The sequence below is a fragment of the Kitasatospora sp. NPDC058444 genome (assembly GCF_042721415.1).
Classification (GTDB): domain Bacteria; phylum Actinomycetota; class Actinomycetes; order Streptomycetales; family Streptomycetaceae; genus Kitasatospora.
This window is the reverse complement of the sequence record NZ_JBHXLL010000026.1, coordinates 65,691-90,465: the sequence shown is the minus strand read 5'-3', so window position 1 is coordinate 90,465 and position 24,775 is coordinate 65,691. Positions and strand designations below refer to the sequence as shown.

Genomic DNA, 24,775 nt, shown 5'->3' with positions numbered 1-24,775 from the left:
TGCGCATGGAAAAGTCCGCCGAAAAGTCCGCCGGTCATCAGCCGTTGATCTCGCCCTGGCGGTCAACTGGTCCCTGCTCGTCGGAGTGACGATGCGACTACTCACTGTCGCTCGGGGATGGCTGTCTCTTTGGGGGTTTCCTGGCTGTGCAGGCTGGCCTTCGGCAGCCCACCACCCCGGGCTTCTCAGCGGTGATTCGGAAGGAGTGCAACGGCATGGACGACAAGAACGGCACCAGCAACGGGTCGGGCGACCACAACGGCGACAAGCCGAAGAGCGAGTAGCGGCAGCGGCGCTCATCGCCTCCGGCTGCTTCCGGCCGGCACTCGCGCCTGGGCGCCCCAAAGCCCCGGCTCGTCGAAAAGGGTCTGACGGGCCGGGCCGCACCACCCCACAAGATGCGCACCCGTAACCGGGGGAGCAGAGCAAGTCGATTGGAGAGGCACGTGAGCACCGCCATCATCCAGCCCAGTGACCCGGAGGTCACCAACCTGACCCGCCGCCTGGACCACTCGGTCCCGGACGACGACTTCACCCCGGAGACGGGCGTCGAGTCCCTGACCCGCCGCCTGGACCACTCGATCCCGGACGGCGACTTCGCCCCGGTGGGTGTCGAAGTCTGACCGCAGTTCCGAACGGATGCCGGTTAACGGCACGAGGCGGGTCGGCGTGGCTGATCATTCGAGCCGACCCGCTGCTCGGCGTCTCACCCACCCCAACCAAGGAGAGTCCGCATTGAAGACCGCCATCGCCGCCCGCGTCCCGGCCGGCTCCTTCTTCGACCTCGATCGGAAGGACCCGGTGCTGACCCGGCTCCGCGAGGAGGGTGCCGAGTCGGCTTTGCCGTTCGCCCTGATGGAGCGCCTGGTGAAGTCGGGCACCCCGTATGCGGAGCACGCCCGTTCTCTTCGCGGTGAACCCGTGACCGTGGCCGGAGCCACCTTCGACTGGTTCGACGCCGAGCTTTCCGGTGAGATCGCCAGCGAGATCAACCTGACGGGCTACGAGGTCGTCCAGCACACGGACGAGCGTCGCGCGGTGCTGACGCAGGCCCTGGATCGCCTGTCGCTGGTTCACCCCGAGGGGTTCGCCCGCGTGCGCGAATTCGTCCGGGGGCTGCTGTGGGTGGGCCTCAGGCCCGGCATCCGCATCTCGTCGCTGACTAGCTCCAGCGACCCGGCGCTCCCGTACGTCATCACGTTCTCCGACAAGGCTTCCCGCCACATCCCCCCGAACACCGTCAGCGAACGCCCCTCCTGCCTCTACCTGGCAGAGAACATCCTGCATGAGGGCACCCACCAGTCGATCAGTTTCCACGTCCTCCAGCACCAGGTCTTCGCTGACGGGTACTCCTCCAAGACCTCTCCCAAGATCGAGATCAGGTGGCGGGCCGGTCAGGGAGAGGACCGCAACCAGTACTGGGAGATCGACCGGGCCTTCCACGCGACCTGCGTCTACAACCAGCTGCTGCGCTTCCGCCAGACCGAACTGCGCCGCGACGACCTCACCCCCGACGAGCGCGCGAGCTTCCAGAGCGCCTACGACGAGGGCTTGCCGGCCGTCCGCTACCTCATGCGCGAACTCGAACTCCTGCGTGAGCACTTCACCCGCCACGGGGTGGAGCTGCTGGCCGGTCTGCGCCACCAGACCGACCGGTTGCAGGCACGCTGAGCGCAACCGAACGACGGAGGGTCACGTGCTGGATCACCTCATCACCCACGACGACAACCTGCGGATGGTCCCCACCGACCGCAACGAGCTGGCCTCCGCGGTCGGCAGGCTCCGCGAGGAACTGCGGGGCCTGCCCGAAGGGAGCGATCCCGCTCGTACTCGGGTCCTGACCAGGTGGATCGGCATCGGCCAGATGTGCCTGGGCCGCCACGAGGACGCCCATATGTTCCTTCGGCGGTCGCTGGACCTCGCCGCGGAGACGGGCAACACCCGGGCCGTCGTCGCCACCGGGCTCAACCTCGCCGACGCGTACCGCTACGCCGGCGACGTACAGACCGCGGACGCGCTCTACCGCAGCGCCCTGTCCGACGCACGAGGCCGGCACCCGGAGCTCCTGGACTTCGCACTCCAGCACACCGGCAAGCACCTGATGGAGCGCGGCGACCTCGCGGATGCCCAGGTCCATCTCCAAGAAGCCATGCGGCTGCGGATCGCCAAGGGGGACGCCGGGCTGGTCGAGTCCACGCAGGCCGCACTCGCCCGGGTGGAGATGCTGATCGGCCAGGCCGACGCATCGTCGGCAGGCAGCGGGGCACCTAGTCAGTGGAGCGGTCAGTGGACCTCATGGCTCCAGTCCCACACCACAGCCAAGACGCCGGCCCGGTGGGAAGAGGACTTCCTCACCCTCCGGGACCCTGTGCGCGGGCTCGCCGCACACCAGCACGTGCACCCGCGCCACCTGCGTGATCAGTCGTTTCCCGTTGAGCTGATCGCCGCCATGGCAGAGGAGGCCGAGAAAGCCGTCACCGCTGACGGATACCTTCACAACGGCAAGTGGAACGCGCCCGTCGGCGACGCCGCGAACCGGTTCGCCGCGCAGATCGATCTCGCCGCAGTCGTAGAGCGGTCCACCGGCCTGGAAGTCGAGCAGCCGCACACCGGCGTTTACATCGGCTACGAGGAAGGGCAGTTCCTCGACTTCCACGTGGACGAGTTCGGTTTCGGTGAGGCCAATCTGATCCTGTGCCTCAAGCACGAGCGCCCTGGCGACCTGTTCAGGGCCAGCACCACCGTCTTCATCACCCCCGACGGCTATCACGAATGCGAACTTGCCGCAGGTGACTGCGTCGTCTTCGACGGCGGGCTCACACCGCACGGTCGGACGCCGCTCAGTGCGGGAGAGGGCGTCACCCTCATCAGCTTCGGCTTCCGCGCCCGTGATCGGGCTCTTCGCGCGTTCACCAACCTCCCGCCGGTCCCTCGGCGGGGAAGGCGTGTTCAGCCGACCTGACACCCCTGTGCCCCGCCGCCGTCGATCGCCGGCTGCGCCCCGCCCCTGTTCCGTGGTTGCCGCTGGGAACCACCGGGGCGGGAGCGGGGCTTTCGTCGGCTTGGCGGGAGGGTGTCCTACGGCTCCGGCTTCGCGGCCGGGATCGGCTCCGTCGCCTTGAAGCGCGCCGAGTTCGGGTCGGCGAGTGCGGAGGGTGCGCCCTGCTCGGCGGCCGGCACCGGTGAGGGCGCGATCACCACGCCGGTCGCCGCTGACGCCGCCGCCGCGGCGGCGGCCGCCGCCGGGGTCTCCTCCTTGACCTTGATCCCGGCCTCGTCGAAGGCCGCCTTCAGCCGCTGGCGCAGCGCCCGGGAGACGGAGAAGGCCTTGCCGGGGGCGGTCCGGGCCTCGATCCGCACCACCACCGAGTCCGAGGCGACGGACTCCACGCCCAGGATCGACACCGGGGCCCAGATCAGCTCGTCGTACGGCGCCTCCTTGGCCATCGCCTCGGCCGTCGCCAGGATCAGGTCCTCGACCCGGACCAGGTCCTCCTTGTACCCGACCTGCACGTCCACCGAGGCGGTCGCCCAGCCCTGGCTCATGTTGGCGATCCGCTTCACCTCGCCGTTGCGGATGTACCAGATCTCGCCGTTCGCCCCGCGCAGCTTGGTCACCCGCAGGCCGACCTCCAGCACGGTGCCGGTGGCCACCCCGGTGTCGATCTCGTCGCCGACGCCGTACTGGTCCTCCATGATCATGAAGACCCCGGAGAGGAAGTCCGTGACCAGGTTGCGGGCGCCGAAACCGATCGCCACACCGGCCACACCGGCGCTCGCCAGCAGCGGCGCCAGGTTGACCCCCAGCGCGGAGAGCACCATCAGCGCCGCCGTGCCCAGGATGCTGAAGGAGGCCACGCTGCGCAGCACCGAGCCGATCGCCTCCGAGCGCTGCTGGCGCCGCTCCGTGTTCACCACCCCGGTGTTGGCCAGCAGCCCGCCCAGTCGGCTCTCCTCCTGGTGCTCGGAGGTGCGCGCCATCCGCCCTATCAGCTGGGTGATGAGCTTGCGCACCACGGCCCGCAGCACCAGGGCCAGCATGATGATGAAGACGATCCGCAGCCCGGAGGCCAGCCAGCCCTGCCAGTGGGTGTCGAACCAGCTGGCGGCCTGCCGGGTGGTCTCCGAGACCTCCTGCGCGCTGGTCGGGATCCGCAGGTCGAGCTCGGGCAGCTGCGCGGTGGGGCTGGGAGCCGGCGTCGGGGTGGCGAGCGCCGAGGACGCGTCGGACGGACCGGTGGCACCGGAGCTGAACACGTGCGGGCCTTCCTTGCTGGGTGCGTGGCGGGCCCGCACCGCCGATGAGCGGCCCGCGGACCGTGAGCGTTAGCCTATCCGCCGCCGCATGCCCGCCCGGACCGGCCGGGAACCTCCCGCGAACGTGCCCGCAGGCGCACGAAGCCTCCCGAACGCCCCGTCAACGCCCCCGTACGCTCCCCCGCCCCCGGGCTCCGAGGCCCGTCGGGGCAGTCGGGGCACTGCTCCGGACGGCCGAACCGTGCCCCCGGAGGGCCACCCGGCAGGGTCACCGGGGCGCCACGCACCGCCACCCGGGTGCAACCCGAGCTTCCCCCGGGCATACCGGCTATGACAGAGAGCACACCCGGAGTTCTCGTCAGGTCAGTTACACAGGAGTGGTGGCGCCGTACAAAGGCGTAAGGCGACACTGGGGGAGATCGCGCACGCGTGGCGCGGTCCAACCGCTCGTCCCGGCGCGAGCCACGCGCCGCAGGCGTCCAAGGAGGCATCCGTGCCGCATGTCCTGGTCCTCAACGCGTCCTACGAGCCACTCGGCGTCGTATCGATGCGCCGCGCACTCATCCTGGTCCTCAACCACAAGGCGGTCAGCCTGGAGGACTCGGAAGTCACTCTGCACAGCGCCACCAGCGCCCTTCCGGCGCCGTCCGTCGTCCGACTGACCCGCTTCGTGCGGGTCCCGTTCTGCGGGCCCGTCCCGCTCACCCGCCGGGCGCTGTTCGCCCGCGACCACGGCCGCTGCGTCTACTGCGGGGCCGCCGCCACCAGCGTCGACCACGTCATCCCGCGCAGCCGCGGTGGCCAGCACCGGTGGGACAACGTGGTGGCGGCCTGCCGCCGCTGCAACCACACCAAGGCCGACCGTCACCTCACCGAGCTCGGCTGGCGGATGAAGCGACCACCCGCGCCGCCCAGCGGCCTGGCCTGGCGCATCATCGGCACCGGGATCAAGGACCCGCGGTGGCGGCCCTACCTGGAGCCCTACGGCGGCGCGGACCAGCTGCGCGCCCCGCAGTGGGGCGAGTACGAGCACCACGACCATACCGAGCAGCCGGTCCACCCCGTCCCGCTCGGCCGGGCGCACCCCGCCCACCCCGCCCCCGTCCGCCGCGGCGAGCAGCCCGAACCGCTCTCCGCCTGACCGCAGCTCCACAAGGGCCCGCCCGTCATACCGTCGGTACGCGCCTCATGGGCCGCCGAGCCCCCCGCAGCGGGGAGCCGGCGGCCCGCCGCGTTCCCGCGCGGGGCCGGCCCGCCACGGCTTGGCCGCCACCGCTTGGGCCGCCACCGCTTGGCCACCGCCGCTTGGCCGCCACCGCTTGGGCCGCCACCGCTTGGCCGCCGCCGGGTGCGCCCCGACGGCCGGCCCGCTACGGCTTGGCCGCCGTCGCCGGGGGAGCCGCGGGCGCGCCGGGCTGGACGGGCGCGCCGCCGGGCTGGGCGGGCTGCCCGGCCGGGGGCTGCGGCGCGGCCGGCGGGGTCACGGCGTACAGCTCGACACCCCACAGCGAGTAGCCGTACTTGGTCGCCCGTGCCACGCCCTGGACCCGGACGTACCGGACCCCGGGCGCGTCGAAGCGCACCGTCTCGTCGCCGCCCTTGCCGTTGTCCACCGTCGCGGCGTCGGTCCAGGTGTTCCCGTCCGCCGAGACCTGGATCCGGTACGAGGCGGCGTACGCGGCCTGCCAGTGCAGCACCGCCGCGCCCAGCCGGGTCGCCTGGGGCAGCTCCAGCCGCACCCAGGCGTCGTCCTTGGCCGGCGAGGACCAGCGGGTCTTCGGATCGCCGTCGGTGACGGCCGAGGCCGGGAAGTTCGCCGTCTCGTCGCCCGAGGAGGTGGCCTTCGCGCCGGCCGCCAGGTCCGGACCGCCGGTGGGCGGCACCACGTGCACCTGGAGCACCTGCCGGACGGTGGTGCCGCCGGCCACGAACTGCACCGGCACCCGGTACGTCCCGGACGGGGTCTCCGCGGTGGCGCCGACCAGCAGCGGCACGCCCACCCGGCCGCCGCGCGGCACGGTGACCGGGCCGGCCGGGGTCACGGTCAGGCCCTTCGCGGCGGCCGGCACCTCGGTGCGCAGCTCGCCGGTGGTGCCCTCGGGGCGGCCGGCCTCCACGGTGGCCCGGGTGGTGACCGGGGCGGCGGCGCCGGTGACCACGTCCAGGGCCGGGTCGGAGAGGCTGAGCCGGGCCGCCGGGGCGTCCGCGTACCAGGGGATGACCTGGTTGACCACCGGGGGGTCGCCGCCGGGCTTCCAGGTCAGCCGGAACGCGTCGGCGGCCTGCCCGCCGGCCGGCAGCTCGTTGTAGCCGGGTTGCACGATGCCGATGTCGGTCCAGGTGCCGTCGGCCCGGCGCACCGCGACGGTGGCGGTGGCGCGGACGGCCGGGTCGGTCAGCACGGTGAGCCGGTCCAGCGGGCGGGCCGCGCCGAGTTCGACGACGAGCGGCTCGTCCAGCGCGGTCGGCGCCTTGGCGGCCCGGTACGCGGTGTCCGGGTTGCCGTCCAGCACGGCGGCGGCGGAGGAGCCGGGCGCCGCGTCGGGGCCGCCGCTGACGCTGGCCGGGGAGTCCTCCGGGGCGGTGACGGTGAACTCGCGCACCGCGACGGCGGTCTTCTGCGCGGCGGTGGCCCGCAGCCGCACCGCCCGTACCACGGTGCCCGGCGGGAGCTGGGCGCTGACCGTCTTCTGGTTCTTCACCACGGCGAGCTGCTTCCAGCCGCCCTCGCCGGTGGAGTACTCGAGCACGCCGTCGCGGATGTAGTCGTCCACGGCGGTCCGGGCGTCCGGGCCGTCGCCCCAGCCGCCCATCAGCACGGTCACGCCGCTGACCGGGCGGCCCGCGCCGAGGTCCAGGCCGACCGCGTCGCCGGGCTGCGGGGGAGCGGAGCTCCAGTAGAAGGTGTCGGCCACGCCGTCGGTCATCAGCGCGGGCAGGTGGTCCTGCGCGGTGCCCAGGGTGGTGGTCGGGGTGAGCGCGCCGCCGCCCACGCCCGACCAGTTGTCGGCGGCGCGCACGGCACGGTCCAGGAACGGGCCGAGCACCCCGGCGCCGATGGTGGCCGGGGCCCGGTCCAGCTGCTCGCGCAGCCGGTTGAGCTCGACCCGGGCCTTCCAGGCCGCCGTGCCGTCGCCGCCGTGCTGGGCGAGCAGCATGTCGAGGGCGGCCTGCCCGGCCAGCCCGTAGTCGCGCAGCGGGCCCAGCCAGGGCGCGGCCTCGCCGGCCAGCTGGGCGGTGGCCGGGGTGCCGGCCAGGGTCTGCCGGGCGGTGGCCATGGTGGCGAAGGCGTCCCGCAGCGGGGCGGCGGCCTCGATCAGCCGGGCGAGGTCGGGGGTGGCGCCGGAGGTGGGCTCGGCGGCCGCCCAGAAGCGGTCCAGCAGCGGCGTCAGATAGCCGGACTCCTGCTTGGACAGCGGCGAGGAGGTGCTGTTCCCGGCCAGCGCGAGGACCGCGGGCAGCGCCGATCCGGCGGGCGTCGGGGCGGCGCCGGTCGGCCCGGCCAGCGAGCGCACGGCGGCCTGCCAGGACTCCTCCGGCTTGTACCCGGCCGGGTTCCAGGCGAAGTCGCCGGCCGTCGAGACGGCGATCCGGGAGGCCACCGGCTGCTGCATCGCGCCGGTCAGCAGCGCCGCCGAGCGGGTGGCCAGCTCCGGGTCGCGCCCGGTGTAGGCGCCGAGGAAGAGCCGGTCCGGGGTGGCGTCGTTGACCGGGTAGTTGTCCATGGTGAGCAGCGGGCGCCCGTACAGCCCGGCGGTGTCCGAGGCCTGGGCGCCGGTGATCTTCTCCGGGATCACCCCGACCCCGCTCCAGGCCACCTGCACGCCCTCCGGCAGCGCCGCCGCCAGCGCCTTGCGGTACGGGGTGGAGCCCTGCTGGTGGTACTCGGTGGGGACGACGGACAGCGGCGCCAGGCCCGGGTTCTTCGCTATCAGCCGGTCCTGCACCTTCTTCACCAGCGCGGCCTGCGCCTTGGCGGCCGCGGCGGGCCCGGTGCCGTACTCGTCGCGGTCGTCGTCGCAGTGCCACTCGTCGTAGCTGACGTCCAGGAACTGCAGCTGGAAGGCGGTGAAGCCGAGGCCGCGCAGCCCGTCCAGCTTCTTCACCAGCGCGTCCACGTCCTTGCCGGAGCTGAAGCAGAAGGACTGCCCCGGGTCGATCGCGTAGCCGAGCACGACGTGGTTCTGCCGCGCCCGGAAGCCCAGTTCGCGCAGCTCCTCGGCCTGGGCCGCGGGGTAGGCGCTGCGCCAGCGCGAGAGCCGGTACGGGTCGTCGCCGGGGGCGTAGAGGTAGAAGTTCTGCTTGGAGCGGCCCAGGAAGTCGACCTGCTCCAGGCGCTGCTGGGCGGTCCACGGGGTGCCGTAGAAGCCCTCCGCGGTGCCGCGCACCGGCGTGCCGGACGGCCAGTCCCGCAGGGTGATCCCGGGCAGGCCGAGCCCGGCCGCACCGGGCGCCTGCCCCTGCCCGGCCGGTACGGCGGCGAGCAGCTGACGCAGGCTCTGGGCGGCGTAGAAGGTGCCGGTGGCGTCCACGCCGGCCAGCACCAGGGCGCCATACGTCCCGCCGCCCTGGGCGGGCAGCTGACCGGCCGACAGCACGTACCCGCCGACCGGCATCCCGGCGGTCGTCGGCCCGGTGCCGTCCTTGCCGCCGGCCGCCGCGGACAGCTGCCGCAGTATCCGGTCCACCTCGCCGCCGGCGTCCTCGGCGGGCCCGCCGACGTACACCACCAGCGAACCGGCGGCCGGCGTCCCACCGTCCGGCTGCGGCGTCACCTCGCCCGCCCCGGCGACGTCCAGCACCTCCCGGACGGCCCGCACCGCGCCCTGGTCCACCTTGGGCGCGGTCACCAGCGTCACGGCCGACGGCACCGTGACGGGCTTGCCCGCCACGGTCTGCTGCTGCGGCTTCGGGAACACCTTCGGGTCGGTCACGCTGCCCAGCGGCGTCTGCGGCGCGGCGCTCGCCACGTCCGCCGTCGAGCTCACCGAGGCCGCCGCGTACGCCGCCGACGGCAGCGGGCCGGCCAGCAGCCCGCCGACCACCGCCGCGGCCGCGACCCCGGCCGCGATCTGCATCGTCCGCCGCCCCGGCCGCCCCGCGCCGTGCTCCGCGCGCTCCGCCCGCTCCTCCCGCACCGACGCCAGCAGCGGCTCCGTCCCCTTGAGGTCGGCGATCAGCCGGTCCGCCGTCCGCGGCGCCAGCTGACGGCACGTCCGCGCCGTCGCCCGCCGCGCCACCACCGCCGCGGGGTGCTGCAGCACCTCCCGCAACGCCGGACTCTGCTCCAACTGCGACCGCAGCCGCCGCCCGGCCGCAACGGACACTCGGGCTTGCACAGGAGCCTCCTCGCCAGGCCGGAACCACATCCTCGGCAACCCCACCAGCTGGCCAATCCGGTGTCAATGTCACCGACAGCTACGCCTGGATTGCCCTGCTTCATCCCCCTCCGCGAGCGTCCCGGGAACGCGTCGGGCCCGCGCCGCCGATCGGCGACGCGGGCCCTGGTGCCCACTCAGGACCCGGAGGTCAGGAGCGCGGCGGAGCGGGCAGCACGGCCGACTTCAGCGTCGGCATGTCCCACTGCTGGTTCGCCCCGTAGCCGCAGCCCGCGATCTGGAGCCGGGTGCCGTTGGCCGCCGGCCCGCCGGGGAGCTCGAAGCACTTACCGGAGGCGGGGTGGAACAGCGCGCCGTTCGCGAGCGGGATCCACTTCTGCGCCGTCGTGCCGTCGCAGGTGTGGTACTCCAGCTGCGTGCCGTCGGCCGTGCCGGCGTTCACCGTGGCGACGCACCCGCCCTTGACCCGGACGGTGCCGTCGTTCCCGAACGCGAGCTGCTGCGCCTCGGTCCCGTTGCAGTTCACCAGCATGATCGGGTTGCCGTTGGCGGTGCTCGCGTTGACGTCGTCGACGCACATGCCCGCGTCGACGCCCGAGCGCACGACGCTGGTGGCGCCCGGTGCGGTCGGGGCCACCGCGAACGGGTAGACGGCGGTGCTGCCGATGGCTCCGTCGAAGCTGGTGGACGCCTTGGACTGGTACTTGTACCGACCCAGGGTGAACGGTCCCGAGGACGCCGGGCTGGTGCTCGCCCGGTGCACCTTGGTGCCCGCCAGGACACCGTCGACGTAGAGCGCCATCGCCCCGGTGTCGGCGTTGTAGGAGGCGGTCAGCCGGGTCCAGACACCGGGCCGGGTCTGGGCGGAGGCGTTCTGGGTGTCGGTGAAGTCGTACGACCAGGTGTCGTCGTCCGCGTACGCCAGGGCGAAGTGCCAGTTCCTACCCAAGCCGTCGCTGTAGAGCAGGAAGTTGCTGCTGTGCCCGGTGTCCTGGCTGGCGACCACGCCGCCGACCGATCCGGACAAGGCCCAGGTGGAGACGGTGAAGCTCTTGCGGGTGTCGACCACCGGCCCCGCCATGGTGACGTTCGAGCCGGCGCCGGGGTTGAAGTAGCCCACGGTGGCCGGCCGGCCGTCCACGGTATCCGGGCCCCAGCCGACGTTCGTGGCCCACCCGTCGGCGCGCTTCTGGCCGTCGCGGACGGTGTTGGTGCCGTCGTGCGCGGCCAGCCAGTTGCCGGCGGGGCGGTTGAGGTTGCCGAGCGCGACCGGGGACTTCTCCAGGCCGGTCACCGTCGGGCCGCTGGTGGCGGTGTTCTTGTCCTTCGGAGTACCGGTGCCGGCCCAGGCGACCAGCTGGTTGCTAGTGTCCACGGCCCAGAGGTCGGGGATGCCGTCACCGGTGACGTCACCGTTTGAGCCCACCTTCGGGTAGAGCTTGGCGTCGACGCCGTTGGCGAGCCAACCGCTGGTCGGGGTGGCGAACGCCGAGGCGTCGTACTTCCTCGAGGCACTGCCCTTGGCCAGCTGGTAGGCGTGAATGGTTCCGTCGCCCTTGGACCGGCCCCAGACCGTCGGGATGTTCGTGCCCTTGGCCGGACCGGGGGTGATCAGGTCGTAGAAGTCCCAGTTGTGGTCCGGCGACAACAGGTAGGCCGGCCCGTCGAGGGTCTTGGCGCTGGACGACGTCGCGAGCCACAGCTGGCCGGCCTCGACGTAGAGGAGTGAGGTGCGGGGAAGGCCGAGCTGCCCCGTGCCGGGGTCGCGCGGGTTGTCGTCGTAGGGCGATCCGAAGGCCGCGATCTGGGTGACTCCCGACCAGTCCGGCCGGCCACAGGTGGTCGGCACGTAGTCGGGGGTGTAGCAGGAGTCGGGCTTCGTGAGCGGCACCCCGCTCTGATTGTCGAGGGTGGTGGTGTTGCCGTCATTGGCGTACAGGTACAGCTCGGCCGCGCCCGGAACGTGCGCGATCAGGTCGTCGACGTTCCGCTCGCTGAGGGAGCCCCGGTGGGTGATCTGGACCGTGCTCCAGTCGGTGGAGCCGGGGGCGGAGGCCGGCTTGGCGCTCGGAGCCGCGTACGGATCAGTACTCGCGCCGATCACGCGGAGTGAGCCGGAGCCGTCGGGCAGGAGGATGTCGGCCTTCAGGTCGCCGTCGATGTCGCCCATGACCGGGGGACCGGCGTTCGGGTTGCTGGGCACGAAGAAGGTGTACGCGACCGGCTGGGACATGTTGCCGGCGTTGTCCTGGGTCTGCAGGTAGAGGAAGTTGGTCCCCCAGTGGTTGGCGGTGTACTTCAGCTGGAAGCTGCCGTCGCCGCTCATCTTGACGACATTGCCGCCGTCGTTGCAGTTCCAGCCGGTGGCCGCGGCCTGGATCGGGTCGTTGGTCCAGCGGGCGCAGGCCAGGCCGGAGGAGCGGCCACCGGTGGCCGGGGCCGGGTCGGTGCCGGTCAGGGTGAAGACGCCCTCCTCGCCGACGCGCTTGGGGTGCCCGCCCAGGGTGCCCGACTCGGGGAAGTCCGTCGAGGTGACGCGGGCGGTCGGCGGGGTCCGGTCGATGCGCAGGAAGCACATCCGGCTGTTGTCGCTGGTGAGCGTGCCGTCGGTGGTGGCGGCGAACCAGCCGTACTGGTGGCCGTCGGTCAGCGACCCGACGCTCGCGTACTTGCGGCCCGAACTCGCGGCCCAGCCGGTCTCGTAGAGCTTCGAGGACCCGTTGTCGTCGTCGTCCCAGATCTTGAACGAGGTCCAGAGCTGCTCGCCGGTCGGTGACCAGGTGTCCACGCTCAGACCGATGTCGGTGTTGATCCCGACCCAGCCCGGGTTGTCCCACGGATTGGCGGTGCCGGGGGTCTGGCACTTGTCGGACACCGCGTCACGGGCGAAGCCCGGCGGCGGGTTGGTCCCGGGGTCGCCGATGTGGGGCTGGAAGTCGTACGTCACGACGACGTGCGGGTTGTTGGCGAACCGCTGACGGTAGTACTTGTTGCCCTCGTCGTCGGGCGCGAACATGAAGGTCCAGCCGTCCCAGTGCTCGCGGGCGGCCTGGACCATCTGGCTCTGGACGTCGAACTCCTTGCCGCCTTCACCCATGATCCAGTTCATGCCGACCTTGGAGCAGTTCGACGGCTGGGGGCAGGGCTGGGCGTTCCAGCGCGTCCACTGGTTGATCGGGTTGCTGTTGGCCGACCCGGTCGAGTAGACGCCCATCGGAGTGGAGGTCGAGGGGCTGGACGACTGCGCGACGGTGGCGTACAGCTTGGCGGTGAGGACGGTCGAGTCCCAGAACGCCGAGTTCAGACCGACCTGGAAGTAGGCGCGTTCCTTGCCTTCCTTCTCGCAGCGGTTCCTCGTGTCGATGTAGCCGCAGTAGCCGGCCGCAGGCGTGTCCTGGCCGAGCTGCGTGCCGTTGTACTCCATCGTCTCCGGGTAGGCGGACTGCACCTGGGCCCAGGCCTGGGTGCCGTTGTCGACGCTGGGGTTCCAGCCCGGGTCGATGAACCAGGGGCCGGTGCCCTGGCCGAGGAGCGAGGCGTCCGGCACCAGGTCGATGCCGCCGCCGCTGACGGTGGTGGCGATCGGCGCGGTCCGGGCACCGGGCCCGGGGGCCTTGCTGTCGGACCCGGCCGCTTCCGAATCACCGCCCGCTACGGGCGCGGCGGCGGCCTTGGGCTGTGCGGCCGGAGCCGTGGACGAGTCCCACATGACGGGTGCCGGAGCGGTGAAGCGGGCCTTGCCGGAGGCGTCCTCGGCCGACAGGTTGCCGTTGGCGTCCGCCTTGACGGTCAGTCCGTCGACGGTCGTGTCGAGGTGCAGCTTCGTGACCTTGGGGTCGGCCGCCGCTTGTGCTGTGTGCACGATCAGGACCTGGCGCCAGCCACCGGCGGGGGTGGCGCTCAGTTCCAGGTCGACGTCCGGCAGGACGGAGCGGTAGAGGGCGCTGCTGCCGGCGAGTTCGGGCTTCGGCAGGGCGAACGGCGCCTTGATCGACAGCTTCTTGCCGTCGGCCGTGGCCATGGTGGCCAGCGGTCCGCTGCCGCCGCCGGAGAAGGTGAGGCCGGAGGGCACGGCGGTGGGTGCGACCGTGCCGTCAGGGTTGGTCCGCAGCGTCGCGTCGACGGCGCGCCAGGTCCCGTCGGCGTTCTTGACCCGCTCCACGACGGGGGAGGAGTCGGTGGTCAGCGTGCCGTCCGGATTGGCCGTGGTCTGGCTGCCGCCCGTGGTCATGGTGTCGACCACGACGGGCTTCCCGGTGCTCTTCGCCCTTGCCTGGGCGGCGAGTATCGCCTCGGTCCGCGCCGAGCGCGAGTCGGGCTGCCCCTTGGCCGGAGGCGCGGGCCAGGAGGCGTCGGCGGGACCGTGGTTGCGGTCGGCGGGAGCCGCCGCCGCGATTCCGGGTACCGCCAGCAGTCCGGCGCCGAGGGAGAGGACGGCCGTGCAGGCGAGCGGCAGGAGAGCCACTCGGAATGTCCGGATTCCCTCAGGTCGTGTCGGAAAGGACGGAGATGGAGGACGTGACCTCGACATGAAGACCCCCTCGTCATTGGTGATGTGAGCAGAGATCGGTCGCACGCTGCCTTCACGTTTGCTTCGCTGTCAAAGCGTTTTGACGACAAGGTGCCCGAGTTGTCGCGGGTGGTGGCACATTGCTCTTCGAGTGACGCTGGTCACATGATGATCTTTTACTTCTTTCCCACTTTTGATCGGTCGTGTGCGCCTAAGGTGCCGGGGGCCCGGGCCGGTCCGGTCGGCCCGATTCGAGCTTCGACAATCTGTGGGGGGATCAGTTGTCTCGTCCTGTCCGCCTGTTCACCCGTCCGCGAAGTTTGCGGGTGGCCGTGGTGGCGGCTCTGGCCGTCACCATGTCCGTGGTGACACTCCCTTCGGTGGAGGCGGTCGCCCAAGCGGCCGCCCCACCCGAGGTGTGGGTGCCACCGAATACGCCGGTTCCGAACACCCAGCCGGTGAAGGGTGCCGACGGCAAGCCCGCCGGCCACACGCCGGACCCCGGAAAGAAGTGGTCGCCGCCGGCTGACTCCAGCCCGCCGGCCGGCCGAGCCACCGCCGTCCTCGGCGGAGCCGGTGCCAGCGCCGGTGCCGCCTTGGCGCCGTCGGCGGCTGACGCGACGCCGACCGCCGTGCCCGTGCAGGCCGGTTCGCTGCCGGTCTGGGTCGCCCCGGCACCCGGCGCGAAGCCGGCCGCCCTCGCGGCACCGGAGGCCCGGGAGACCACGTCGGCGCCCCAATCCCCGGCACTCCAGATCGAACTGGCCGACCAGGCCCGGACCAACGCCGCAGGTGTGAACGGCGCCCTGCTGGGCGTCACCGACACCGGTGAGGGTGCTCAGGCCGGTCGGGTCCAGGTCGGGATCGACATCCAGTCCTGGGCGAAGAACGCCGGGGCCAACTGGGCCTCGCGGGCCCGGATCGTCCAGCTGCCCAGCTGCGCGCTGACGACCCCGGGGGCCGCGGGCTGCGGCACGCGCACCCCGGTGCCGTCGCACCGGGACGGTTCGACCGGCCGTCTGGTGGCCGAGGTCGACGTTCCGCAGCTGACCACTCCCACCGCCGCCAAGGCCTTCGCCGCAGGCGCCTCGGGGAGCCCGGCCGCCGCCTCTCCCACGGTGGCGCTCGCCGTCGAGGCGGACGCCAAGGGCAGCGGCGGTGACTTCACCGCCTCGCCGATCACCCCGTCCGCCTCCTGGCAGGCCGGTTCCAACGCCGGCAACTTCACCTACGGCTACACCGCCGAGCTGCCCTCCGCGCTGGCGGGCCCGGCTCCCGACGTCTCGTTCGGCTACGACTCCTCCGCGGTGGACGGCAAGACCGCCTCCACCAACGCCCAGCCGTCCTGGATCGGCGAGGGCTGGGACTGGCAGCCGGGTTCCATCGTCCGCGCCTACAAGAGCTGCAAGGACGCCGGGATCGACAAGTCGGGCGACCAGTGCTGGGGCGGCGACCTGCTCCAGCTCTCGCTCGCGGGCCACGCGGGCCAGCTGGTCAAGGACGACAAGTCCTGCGAGTGGCACCTGCAGGGCGAGGACGGCACCAAGGTCGAGCGGCTGACCGGCCAGAACAACGGCGCCTGGAACGGCGAGGCCTGGCGGATCACCACCACCGAGGGCACCCAGTACTACTTCGGCGTCAACCACCTGCCCGGTGGCGACGGCACGGACCAGGCCAGCAACTCGGTCTCCACCGTGCCGATCTACTGGCCGGGCGGCCAGGACCCGTGCCTGAAGGACGGATCCCCGGCCACCGGCAGCTGGAACCAGATGGGCTGGCAGTGGTCGCTGGACTACGTCGTCGACCCGCACCAGAACCTGATCACCTACCGGTACGACCAGGAGCAGAACCACTACGCCCGGGGCGGCGGCCAGAACAACGGCAACGGCACCCGGACCCAGTACCAGCGGGCGAGCTACCCGACCTGGGTCGGCTACGGCCAGCGCCTGCCCGACCAGATCGCCGCCAAGGGCAAGGCCAACCCGGCCGCCCAGCTGTGGTTCCGCACCGCGGAGCGCTGCCTGCCGGACAAGGACTTCAGCTGCGACCCGTCCCTGCGGACCAAGGCCAACGCCAAGCGCTGGCCGGACACCCCGATCGACCAGAACTGCGACGCGACCGGTGACTGCACCGTCTACTCGCCGACCTTCTGGACCACCAAGCGCCTGACGAAGGTCGACACCGAGGTCTGGGACGGCGCCACATACCGGTCGGTCGACTCCTACGCCCTCAACCAGTCCTTCCAGGACCCGGGTGACGGCACCTCGCCGTCGCTCTGGCTGGACTCGATCCAGCGCACCGGCACCAACAACCGCACGCCCATCACCCTGCCGGCCGTGTACTTCCAGCCGCTGCAGATCGCCAACCGCGTCGCGGGCCAGATCGTCCAGCCGGACGGCACCTCGGCCTCGATCGAGCCGTACAAGCGCCCGCGGATCCAGAAGATCACCACGGAGACCGGTGGCCTGATCAACGTCGTCTACCGGCCCGCCGAATGCTCGCGCGAGGCCGGCGGGAAGATGCCGGGGTCCGAGGACGGCAACACGATGGCCTGCATGCCGGTCAAGTGGTACCTGCCCGGGCAGAGCGCGCCGGACCCGGTCAACGACTGGTTCAACAAGATCATCGTGCAGTCGGTCACCCAGGAGGACACGGTCGCCGGCGGTCAGCCCGCGGTCGTCACCACCTACGAGTACGGCGGCGGCGCGGCCTGGCACCGCAACGACTCCGAGATGGCCAACGCCAAGACCCGCACCTGGGACCAGTTCCGCGGGTACGCGACGGTGACCACCCGTTCTGGCAGCGGCAGCGACGTCGAGGCCCCCCGCACCAAGTCGGTCGCCACCTTCCTGCGCGGCATGGACGGTGACGTCCTCGCCAACGGCACAACCCGCCAGGTGTCCGTGGCGGACGTCCACGGCGGCACCATCAAGGACGAGAACGTCCTGGCCGGCTTCATCCGCGACTCGGCCAACTACACCGGTGACAACGGCGAGGTGCTGTCCACCGTGGTCTCCGAGCCGTGGCTCGGTCCGATCACGGCCACCCGCAACCAGTCCGGCGGCATGCCCGCGATCACCGCCCGGGCCGTCAACGCCCTGAAGGTGACCAACCGCGAGAAGCTGGCCAACGGCAGCTGGCGCACCCGCGAGCGTTCCACCACGTACGACTCGACGTCGTTCGCCCGTCCGCTGACGGTGGTCGACAACGGCGACCTGGCCCACCCCGAGCAGCTGCTCTGCACCTCCTTCGAGTACGCCACCGGCCCCGGTGGAGCACCGACGCAGCTGGCCTCGCGCACCCTCGTTCTCAAGGGCGCCTGCGGCCAGACCGCGACCAAGGGCAACACGGTCGCCGACACCCGGAACTACTTCGACGGCCTGGCGCTCGGACAGTCCGGAGCGAAGTCCGAGCAGACCTCGAACGAAGTCCTGGAGCGCTACGACGCGGCAGGCAAGCCCGTCTACCGGACCACCGCCCGAGCGAGCTTCGACGCCTACGGCCGGGTCGTCAGCACCGTCGATCCGACCCGCACCGACGCCACCCACCAGACCGGCGCCGAGACCAAGACGGCCTACTCGCCGGCCACCGGGCAGCTGCCCACCCAGATCACCCACACCAACCCGATGGGCTGGCAGTCCGTCAGCACCCTCGATGTGGGACGCGGCTCGGCGCTCAGGATCAAGGACGAGAACGGCCGGATCAGCGAGCAGGAATTCGACTCCCTCGGCCGCGCCGTGGCGGGCTGGAGCCCCGGCAACGAGCGGGCCAACTTCCCGGACCGTCCCAACCGCAAGTTCTCGTACTCGGTGAACAGCTCCAACACGCCCTCGCAGGTCCTCAGCCAGGCCCTGATGGGCGACCTGAAGACGTACACCTCCAGTTTCACCATCTACGACGGCCTCGGCCGGGTCCGCCAGACCCAGGCCAGTACCCCCTCGGGTGCCACCGGCCGCATGATCACCGACGCGCTGTTCGACTCGCACGGCTGGCAGATCAAGACCAGCGCCGCCTACTATAACGACCAGGCGCCGCCCAGCGGTCAGCTCTTCCTGCCCAACGGAGGTGTGGAACCGGACAGCAAGATCCCGTCCCAGACTGTCCGGAAGTTCGACGGCATGGGCCGGGTGACCGACTCGGTCTTCCAGTCGTACGGCGTCGAGCAGTGGCGCACCCACACGGACTACGTCGGCGCCGATGAGGTCCGCATCAGCCCACCGACCGGCGGCTACGCGTCTGCGACGGTGTCGGACGCCCGCGGTCAGACCATCGCCCTGCGCCAGTACAAGGCCAACACCCCGACCGGTGCGTACGACGAGACCACCTACGGCTATACGCCAGAGGGCAAGGAGGCCTGGCGCAAGGACGCGGCTGGTAACCAGTGGACGTACGAGTACGACCTGCTGGGCCGCCCGGTGAAGTCCTCCGACCCGGACTCGGGCGTCGGGGCGACGACGTACGACGACAGCAAGAACCTCATCACCGTCACGGACTCCCGCGGCAAGAGCGCCACCAGCGTCACCGACCTGCTCGGCCGCAACATCGCGGCCTACGAGGGCACGGCGATCGACCCGACCAAGCAGGTCGCCGCCTGGACCTACGACACCCTCGCCAAGGGCAAGCCGACCTCCTCGACCCGTTACGTGAACGGTGCTGCCTACACGTCGGAGATCACCGGCTACGACGTCGGATACCGCGAGCTCGGCACCAAGACCACCATCCCGGCCGTGGAGAAGGACCTCGCCGGCATCTATCAGACCAGCAACACCTACGACAGCGCCGGGCGGCTGAAGAAGACGCTGCTGCCGGACGTGGCCGGCATGGGGCAGGAGGAACTGACCTTCGCCACGGACACCATGGGCCAGTTCGCGGCCGTGTCCAGCTCGTTCGGGGCCGAGTCCACGACCTTCGTGGCCGACGTCCGCTACGACCCGTACGGCCGGCCGTACCGCACCACGGTGGGCCGCGCCGGTGCGCAGGTCGTCGCCACGATGGTGATCGACGACGCCACCGGCCGGGTGACGCGCTCGATCCTGGACAAGCAGACCGCCGAGACGGCGCACATCGACTCGGTCGACTACACCTACAACCCGCTGGGCCAGGTCACCTCGGCCCGCAACGCGCAGGACGGCCAGGTCGCCGACCTGCAGTGCTTCACCCACGACTACCTCGGGAGGCTCACCCAGGCCTGGACCGACACCGGTACCCAGACCACCAAGCCGCAGCCGAGCGTTCCCGGGGTCGGTACCTGCACCAACCCCGACGGTCCGTCGGTGAGCGGCGGCAAGCCGAGCGTCGGAGGCCCGGCTCCGTACTGGCAGCAGTACGAGTACGACCTCATCGGCAACCGGACGAAGCTGGTCCAGAAGGACGTCACCGGCGACGCGAACAAGGACGTCACCACCACCCAGACCTTCGGCACCGGCCCCAACACCCCGTCCTCCGACCCGAAGACGGGCGGCGGCACGGGCGGTCCGCACGCGCTGATGAAGTCCACCCAGACCGGCCCGGCCGGCACCGCGCTGACCTCGTACACCTACGACGCGGCGGGCAACACCACCTCGATCACCGACACCCCGGGCACCCGGACACTGACCTGGAACGCCCAGGGCAAGCTCGACCAGATCACCGGCACTGGCGAGAGTGGCGCGACGAGCTACCTGTACGACGTGTCGGGCAACCAGCTGATCCGTCGCGACCCAGGCAAGACCACGCTCAACCTGGGCGCCGACCAGATCACCCTGGACACCACCACCAAGGTCGTCACCAACGTCCGCAGTTACGCGGCGCCCAACGGTCTCTCCATCACACGCACCACCACCAACGGAACGTCCAAGCTGGCGTACCAGGGCGCGGACCCGCACGGCACCAACGGCGTCCAGTTCGACGCGACGACCCTCGCTCATGTCCGCCGCCCCACTGACCCGTTCGGCAACGAGCGCGGCACCCAGCCGACGGCGGGTGTCTGGGCCGGGGACAAGGGCTTCGTCGGCGGCACCAAGGAGAAGTCGACCGGCTTCACCCTCCTCGGTGCCCGCGAGTACGACCCCAAGACGGGCCGCTTCATCAGCCCCGACCCCATCACGGTTCCCGAAGACCCCCAGCAGTGGAACGCCTACGCGTACGCCAACAACAGCCCGATCAACAAGTCGGACGCCAACGGCCTGCGCCTCGACTGCGACCAGGCCGGTGAGTGCGCTGGCTGGCACACGGACTCCCATGGTGCTACCACCCAGGTGGAGGTCGTGGAGAAGCCCACAGCAGAGGAGCAGACCGCCCAGAAGGCCGTTGAAGAGGCGGACCACGTCGTCCGTGTCAACAAGCGGAAGCGTGACGAGCTTGTGCACAAGGTGGTCGACATCGTCGGCGACCTGATCGGCTTCAACGACGCCCGCGACTGCTTCACCAAGGGCGACGTGATGGGCTGCATCAACACGGCCCTCAATGTGGTGCCCTGGGGCAAAATCGCCAAGGTCGTCAAGGCCGGAATCCAGGCACTCAAGATCTACAAGGAGATCGAGAAGCTCTACACCGTCATTCGCTCCGGCGAACGTGCCGCAAAGGAGGCCGAAGCCGCCCTCGTCACCGCCAAGACGGCAGCAGCCGAAGCCAGGGCAGCTGAAAAGGCAGCAGCCAAGGCGGCAGAAGAAAAAGCGGCAAAACAAACAGCAACCGATGCGGCAGGCGTAGAGCCCAAGCCGGCCAGGGCTGATGCCGACGCGCCCAGCCTCGAGAAGTGCAACAGCTTCCCGGCCACGACCCTGGTTCTGATGGCGGACGGTAGCGCCAAGCCCATCGGTGATGTCCGTGACGGCGACGTCGTCATGGCAACCGACCCGCAGACCGGCGAAACCCGTCCCGAGACCGTCACCACCACCATCACCACCCCCGACGACAAGGACTTCACCGACCTCACCTTCACCGACGACACCAGCCCCCGAGGCCCGCCGGCCAACGACCAGGCGAAGATCACCTCCACCTATCACCACCCTTACTGGAGCGAGACCCGCCAGCAGTGGGTCGACGCCGGCGAACTCACCCCCGGCGAACAGCTCCGCCAGCCCGACGGCACCACCCTCACCATCCAGTCCGTCCGCAACTACCCCTACGCCGTCACCACCCACAACCTCACCGTCAACCTCCTCCACACGTACTACGTGCTCGCAGGCGCCACGCCGGTCCTGGTTCACAACTGCAATTCGGTGTATCGAGCCGATACGCGCGGGCCTGACGAGATATTCACCAACGGGTTCGAGCCCAAGGGTAACAACCTGGATATTAATCAGCATGTCCACGAAAACAGGCCGGACAGTGGGTTCATCTCAACGTCAAGGACGCGAGAGGCAGCGGAGGGGTTTGCCGAAGATACTTATATGGGCGATGAGACTCACATCTATAAGGTTCGCGGTAGTGGTATCGACGTGAACGTTCACTTTGGTGACAGCTCGCCTTATCCCTGGGAAGAGGAGATCGCAGTGGCTGGAAAAATCCATCCGCACGATATTGAAGGCGTCTGGAACCATCTTGGAGAATGGACTCCGAATCCGAGGTTTCGCCCATGATTTGGACTGAAGTCGAGTTGACGGTGGCAGGCGGGGGCGCGGTCCAACCCGTCCGAGTGCGCTTTGCTTCGGATGGCACCTGCTTCGTGGAGGTGGTGTTCGAATCCGGAGAGGTTATTTCCGGAGATGGTTCCGACCTTTTTGAAGCACTGTCGGCTGCGCGCAGGAGGATCGAGCCTTCTGGTTTGCTGCTGGTGTGCAATGGCGCGCGCCGGAATGTTTTTCCATCGCCTATGCTGCGTCAGGCGACAATAGGGCGCCGAGCGTACGCGCTGAAGATTCCCCGGACTGCAGATCGGCCACCGGTTGTCGATATCTTTGAGCCAGCAGAGGAGAAGGAAGTCTGCACCGTTGATGAGCAGCTCGCCTGGCATTCGCAATGGCTAGCATCCGGTGGAGTTTAGACTGATATCGATCAGTTGAGACGCCACGGTTAAATACGTGAAGCCCCGCCAGAAACAATTCTGGCGGGGCTTCTGTGGGTCTTGACGGCAGTAGTTGACGGCAACGTCAGTGGACGGGTGCTGCACAGGGCGGCGGGTCGTCGCCGTCGTCGGGCGCGGAGGTGACCTCCGACGGGGTGTGCAGGGCGCGGCTGAGGAGGTCGATGGCCTGGCGCTGGAGGCGGAGGCGGACGTGGGCGTACACGGTCGCGGTGACGCCGATGTGGGCGTGACCCAGTAGCTCCTTGATGACGACGAGTTCGACGCCCTGTTCCAGGAGGAGTGTCGCGGTCGAGTGCCTCAGGTCGTGGAACCGGATCGCCCGCAGGCGAGAGCGGCGGAGCATCGCGTTGAAGTGCCGCGTGAGGGTGGCGGGTTCAATGGGATGGCCGTCCGGGCGAGTGAAGACAAGGCCGGTGTCCGCCCACTCTGTGCCGGTCTGCTGCTTCTCCTGGGCCTGCCGGTCACGGTGCGCGCGGAGAGAAGTGACGCAGGTGGACGGGAGGGCGATGCGGCGTTCCGAGCTGATGGTCTTGGTCGGCAGGGTGGTGAGGCCGCCGGTGCGGGTGCGCTGGAGGGTGCGGCGGATGCTGGCGGTGCCGGCGTCGAGGTCGAGGTCTTCCCAGCGCAGGCCGAGGAGTTCGCCCTTGCGGAGTCCGGTGCGAAGGGCGAGCTCAAACACAAGGCGCAGTCGGCCATCGAATACCGCTGGCTCGCCTGCCGGCTGACCGAGGCCCTGTCGGACGCGCTCAGGGTCGCCGCGTCGCACGGAGAGCGCATCCCGGCGCCGCAGGAGGAGGTGGCTGAGGAGGGTGAACCTGCGAACGCCAGCCCCCTTGATGGGAACGGGGAAGGCTGATGGGCAAGGCCACCCGCTACCGCTTCCGCGAGTACCACGTGACCACCGTGACCGACCCCATGGCGCTGCCGACCTTCGAGGCGGTCTGCGTCACCGGCGAAGAACGGAACTGCGCTGCCGCCTCCGGCGAACTGCACACCCCCGAGGAGCTGACGCGCTGGATCGCCGGACACTGGGTGCAGACCGGTCACCAGTCGTCCGAGCAGACCACCCGCACCGTCGTCCGCGCCGAGCCCGGAGCTTGGCAGCAGGATCACGCGCGCGGCCGAAGACAGCACGGCTGGTCTACACCTCTGACGGCAATAGCGACGGCAACAACCACGGACTTCGGCGCACATCCACGAGCACCGACGGACCGTCAAATCACCGTTGACCTGCGACAAAGCAGGCGGAGAGGGGGCGCGTATCACACGTATTATGTAGTGGCAGGCGCTACTCCGGTTCTCGTCCATAACACAAATGGAGATGAGTGTCTGAGTGCTGCCAGACAAGCGGCAAGGTCAGCGCCGGCCGATGTTGAAAAAGTATCCGCAGCGCGGCTGGTCGACAGAGGCGATGGGCAGCCCGGCGAGTTTTCAATCGGATATAGTGGCCCGTCGCATGGTGATCCTTTCTGTGAGGATGCGCTGGTTTAGCGTTCTCACCTGGCTCGAGGGCAAGAAGTTTGGGCATGGAATAACTGCGCAGAGGTTCGGGCCTGTAACGGCGCCCTGAGTGGAGCCCCGACGGATGATCTGGCTCGATTGACTAATGTTGAACATGCGGTAATTTATCGACAGTCTGGAGATATTTCCGCCGCTTGCAAGCAGTGCCTCAGTGTCGTTATTGGAGGCGGAGCCAGGGCGAGTCAATGAGGTGAATCGGTCGAGAGGTGGCGAGCGTCTGGGAAGCGGGGGCTCGCCACCTCGCCAATCGCAGGATATTTCTTAATTCGCTGGGAGCGATGATGGGCGAACTGACGGTGCTGGCCATGGCGGGCCTGCAGAAAAGCGGCTGGTTTGCCGGGAGGAGGGTATCGATCGACAGCTCTCTGCGGGCTTGGAGGGATATCGATCGCTCTCCGGGCTCCGAGGCGGTGGAAGCTGTTAGGGAGTTCTTCTCCTTGAAGGTAAGGCACCCGCATCACTGGAGTAAGGAGGCTGAGGATCTAACGGAAATTGACCCGGTCGGGGCGGTTGCTAGGACCTATATCCCCGTGCTGGTTAACGAATACGAACCTGCGGCTGGCCAAAAACTGACCCCGATTGGCTTGATGGGTGGCGGGATTCTGATATTTCTTGGCGAGGATGGCGCAGTCTATGGCGGGAGCAGTCCGTATCTTGGCAGGTATGGCAACTCGCTTCAAGAATTTTGGAACCTTCTCTATTCGGGGCGGAGGCCGGTGGTCATTAAAACGTGAGCGAGTGTCAGGTTCTTGGTGATTGTCAGGCTGGTGAATGAGGGGTGTGGGATTTGATGATCGATCAATTTGGATGAAGTTATTGAGGCGTGAAGGAGGCGTCGAGTCCCATATCTTTCGCGCGGCGCCTGGAGGGGAAAGCTCGGCATCGTGATTGAAGGCCTGATTGGGAATTTATTCGTCGCCCGAAGGGGGTGTAGTGCCGGATTTTCACCCTGCCGAACCTCCTAATCGTGCTGGCCGCACTGATGGCAAGGAGCTGGGAGGGCTGGCGGGGATGGAGGTCATGAACCTCGGGGCCTCAGGCTTCCGCAGGGTCCGGGGGTCGACTTCGAGCTCAACAAGTCGGTGTCCAGCGTCCTCTTGGCGGTGATCGCCAGGAAGGGCTTGCAGGTTTAGGCCTTCC

At 69.8% G+C, this 24,775-nt stretch carries 10 protein-coding genes and 2 pseudogenes; 8 read left to right on the top strand and 4 right to left on the bottom strand.

Annotated features, from left to right (window positions below):
• Positions 1-446 precede the first annotated feature (446 nt).
• The 3 genes from ACFWP2_RS25355 to ACFWP2_RS25345 all read left to right on the top strand — a co-directional run bounded on the left by ACFWP2_RS25355 (position 447) and on the right by ACFWP2_RS25345 (position 2,962).
• Complete coding sequence (locus tag ACFWP2_RS25355; protein WP_380455234.1) at positions 447-623, top strand: hypothetical protein; 177 nt, start codon at positions 447-449, stop codon at positions 621-623.
• 112 nt (positions 624-735) lie between these two features.
• The gene (locus tag ACFWP2_RS25350) at positions 736-1,671 is read left to right on the top strand and encodes a hypothetical protein (protein WP_380455232.1); all 936 of its coding nucleotides are present in this window, start codon (positions 736-738) and stop codon (positions 1,669-1,671) included.
• Positions 1,672-1,696: 25 nt separating this feature from the next.
• Positions 1,697-2,962 (top strand): tetratricopeptide repeat protein, encoded by a 1,266-nt coding sequence (locus ACFWP2_RS25345; RefSeq protein ID WP_380455230.1) that lies wholly within the window; start codon positions 1,697-1,699, stop codon positions 2,960-2,962.
• 116 nt (positions 2,963-3,078) lie between these two features.
• Here the strand turns inward: ACFWP2_RS25345 and ACFWP2_RS25340 are convergent, their stop codons facing one another.
• Positions 3,079-4,173 (bottom strand): mechanosensitive ion channel family protein, encoded by a 1,095-nt coding sequence (locus tag ACFWP2_RS25340; RefSeq protein WP_380455288.1) that lies wholly within the window; start codon positions 4,171-4,173, stop codon positions 3,079-3,081.
• A gap of 577 nt (positions 4,174-4,750) precedes the next feature.
• On the opposite strand from ACFWP2_RS25340, the pseudogene ACFWP2_RS25335 reads away from it, so the two are divergent.
• A pseudogene (locus ACFWP2_RS25335) lies at positions 4,751-5,260 on the top strand (HNH endonuclease); the annotation flags it as partial.
• Positions 5,261-5,627: 367 nt separating this feature from the next.
• On the opposite strand, the gene ACFWP2_RS25330 reads toward ACFWP2_RS25335, so the two are convergent.
• Positions 5,628-9,596 carry a beta-N-acetylglucosaminidase domain-containing protein gene (locus ACFWP2_RS25330; protein ID WP_380455228.1) on the bottom strand — a complete coding sequence of 1,323 codons (3,969 nt, stop codon included), beginning with the start codon at positions 9,594-9,596 and terminating at the stop codon, positions 5,628-5,630.
• A gap of 190 nt (positions 9,597-9,786) precedes the next feature.
• A complete protein-coding gene (locus tag ACFWP2_RS25325; RefSeq protein WP_380455225.1) occupies positions 9,787-14,061 on the bottom strand; it encodes a ricin-type beta-trefoil lectin domain protein in 4,275 nt (1,424 codons plus the stop codon).
• A gap of 677 nt (positions 14,062-14,738) precedes the next feature.
• Here ACFWP2_RS25325 and ACFWP2_RS25320 point away from each other — a divergent pair.
• Both ACFWP2_RS25320 and ACFWP2_RS25315 read left to right on the top strand, forming a co-directional pair.
• Positions 14,739-21,668, top strand: a complete 6,930-nt coding sequence (locus tag ACFWP2_RS25320) for an RHS repeat-associated core domain-containing protein (RefSeq protein WP_380455223.1) — start codon at positions 14,739-14,741, stop codon at positions 21,666-21,668.
• Positions 21,638-22,072, top strand: coding sequence for a hypothetical protein (locus ACFWP2_RS25315; protein ID WP_380455221.1), 435 nt, complete (start codon positions 21,638-21,640; stop codon positions 22,070-22,072). Before ACFWP2_RS25320 ends, ACFWP2_RS25315 begins: the two co-directional genes overlap by 31 nt.
• A 106-nt stretch (positions 22,073-22,178) precedes the next feature.
• Here the strand turns inward: ACFWP2_RS25315 and ACFWP2_RS25310 are convergent.
• A pseudogene (locus ACFWP2_RS25310) lies at positions 22,179-22,805 on the bottom strand (site-specific integrase); the annotation flags it as partial.
• Between the two features lie 164 nt (positions 22,806-22,969).
• On the opposite strand from ACFWP2_RS25310, the gene ACFWP2_RS25305 reads away from it, so the two are divergent.
• Both ACFWP2_RS25305 and ACFWP2_RS25300 read left to right on the top strand, forming a co-directional pair.
• Positions 22,970-23,605: a hypothetical protein gene (locus ACFWP2_RS25305; protein ID WP_380455219.1), complete on the top strand. Its 636-nt coding sequence runs from the start codon at positions 22,970-22,972 to the stop codon at positions 23,603-23,605.
• A gap of 308 nt (positions 23,606-23,913) precedes the next feature.
• Entirely contained in the window at positions 23,914-24,369 is a 456-nt protein-coding gene (locus ACFWP2_RS25300; RefSeq protein ID WP_380455217.1) for an SUKH-3 domain-containing protein, read from the top strand.
• The last annotated feature ends 406 nt before the right edge of the window (positions 24,370-24,775 follow it).

What these genes read in the sequence shown, in the direction of transcription:
- ACFWP2_RS25315 (WP_380455221.1), top strand. Translation starts at nt 21,638, where the DNA reads ATGGACTCCGAATCCGAGGTTTCGCCCATGATTTGGACTGAAGTCGAG.
- ACFWP2_RS25305 (WP_380455219.1), top strand. Translation starts at nt 22,970, where the DNA reads ATGGGCAAGGCCACCCGCTACCGCTTCCGCGAGTACCACGTGACCACC.
- ACFWP2_RS25300 (WP_380455217.1), top strand. Translation starts at nt 23,914, where the DNA reads ATGATGGGCGAACTGACGGTGCTGGCCATGGCGGGCCTGCAGAAAAGC.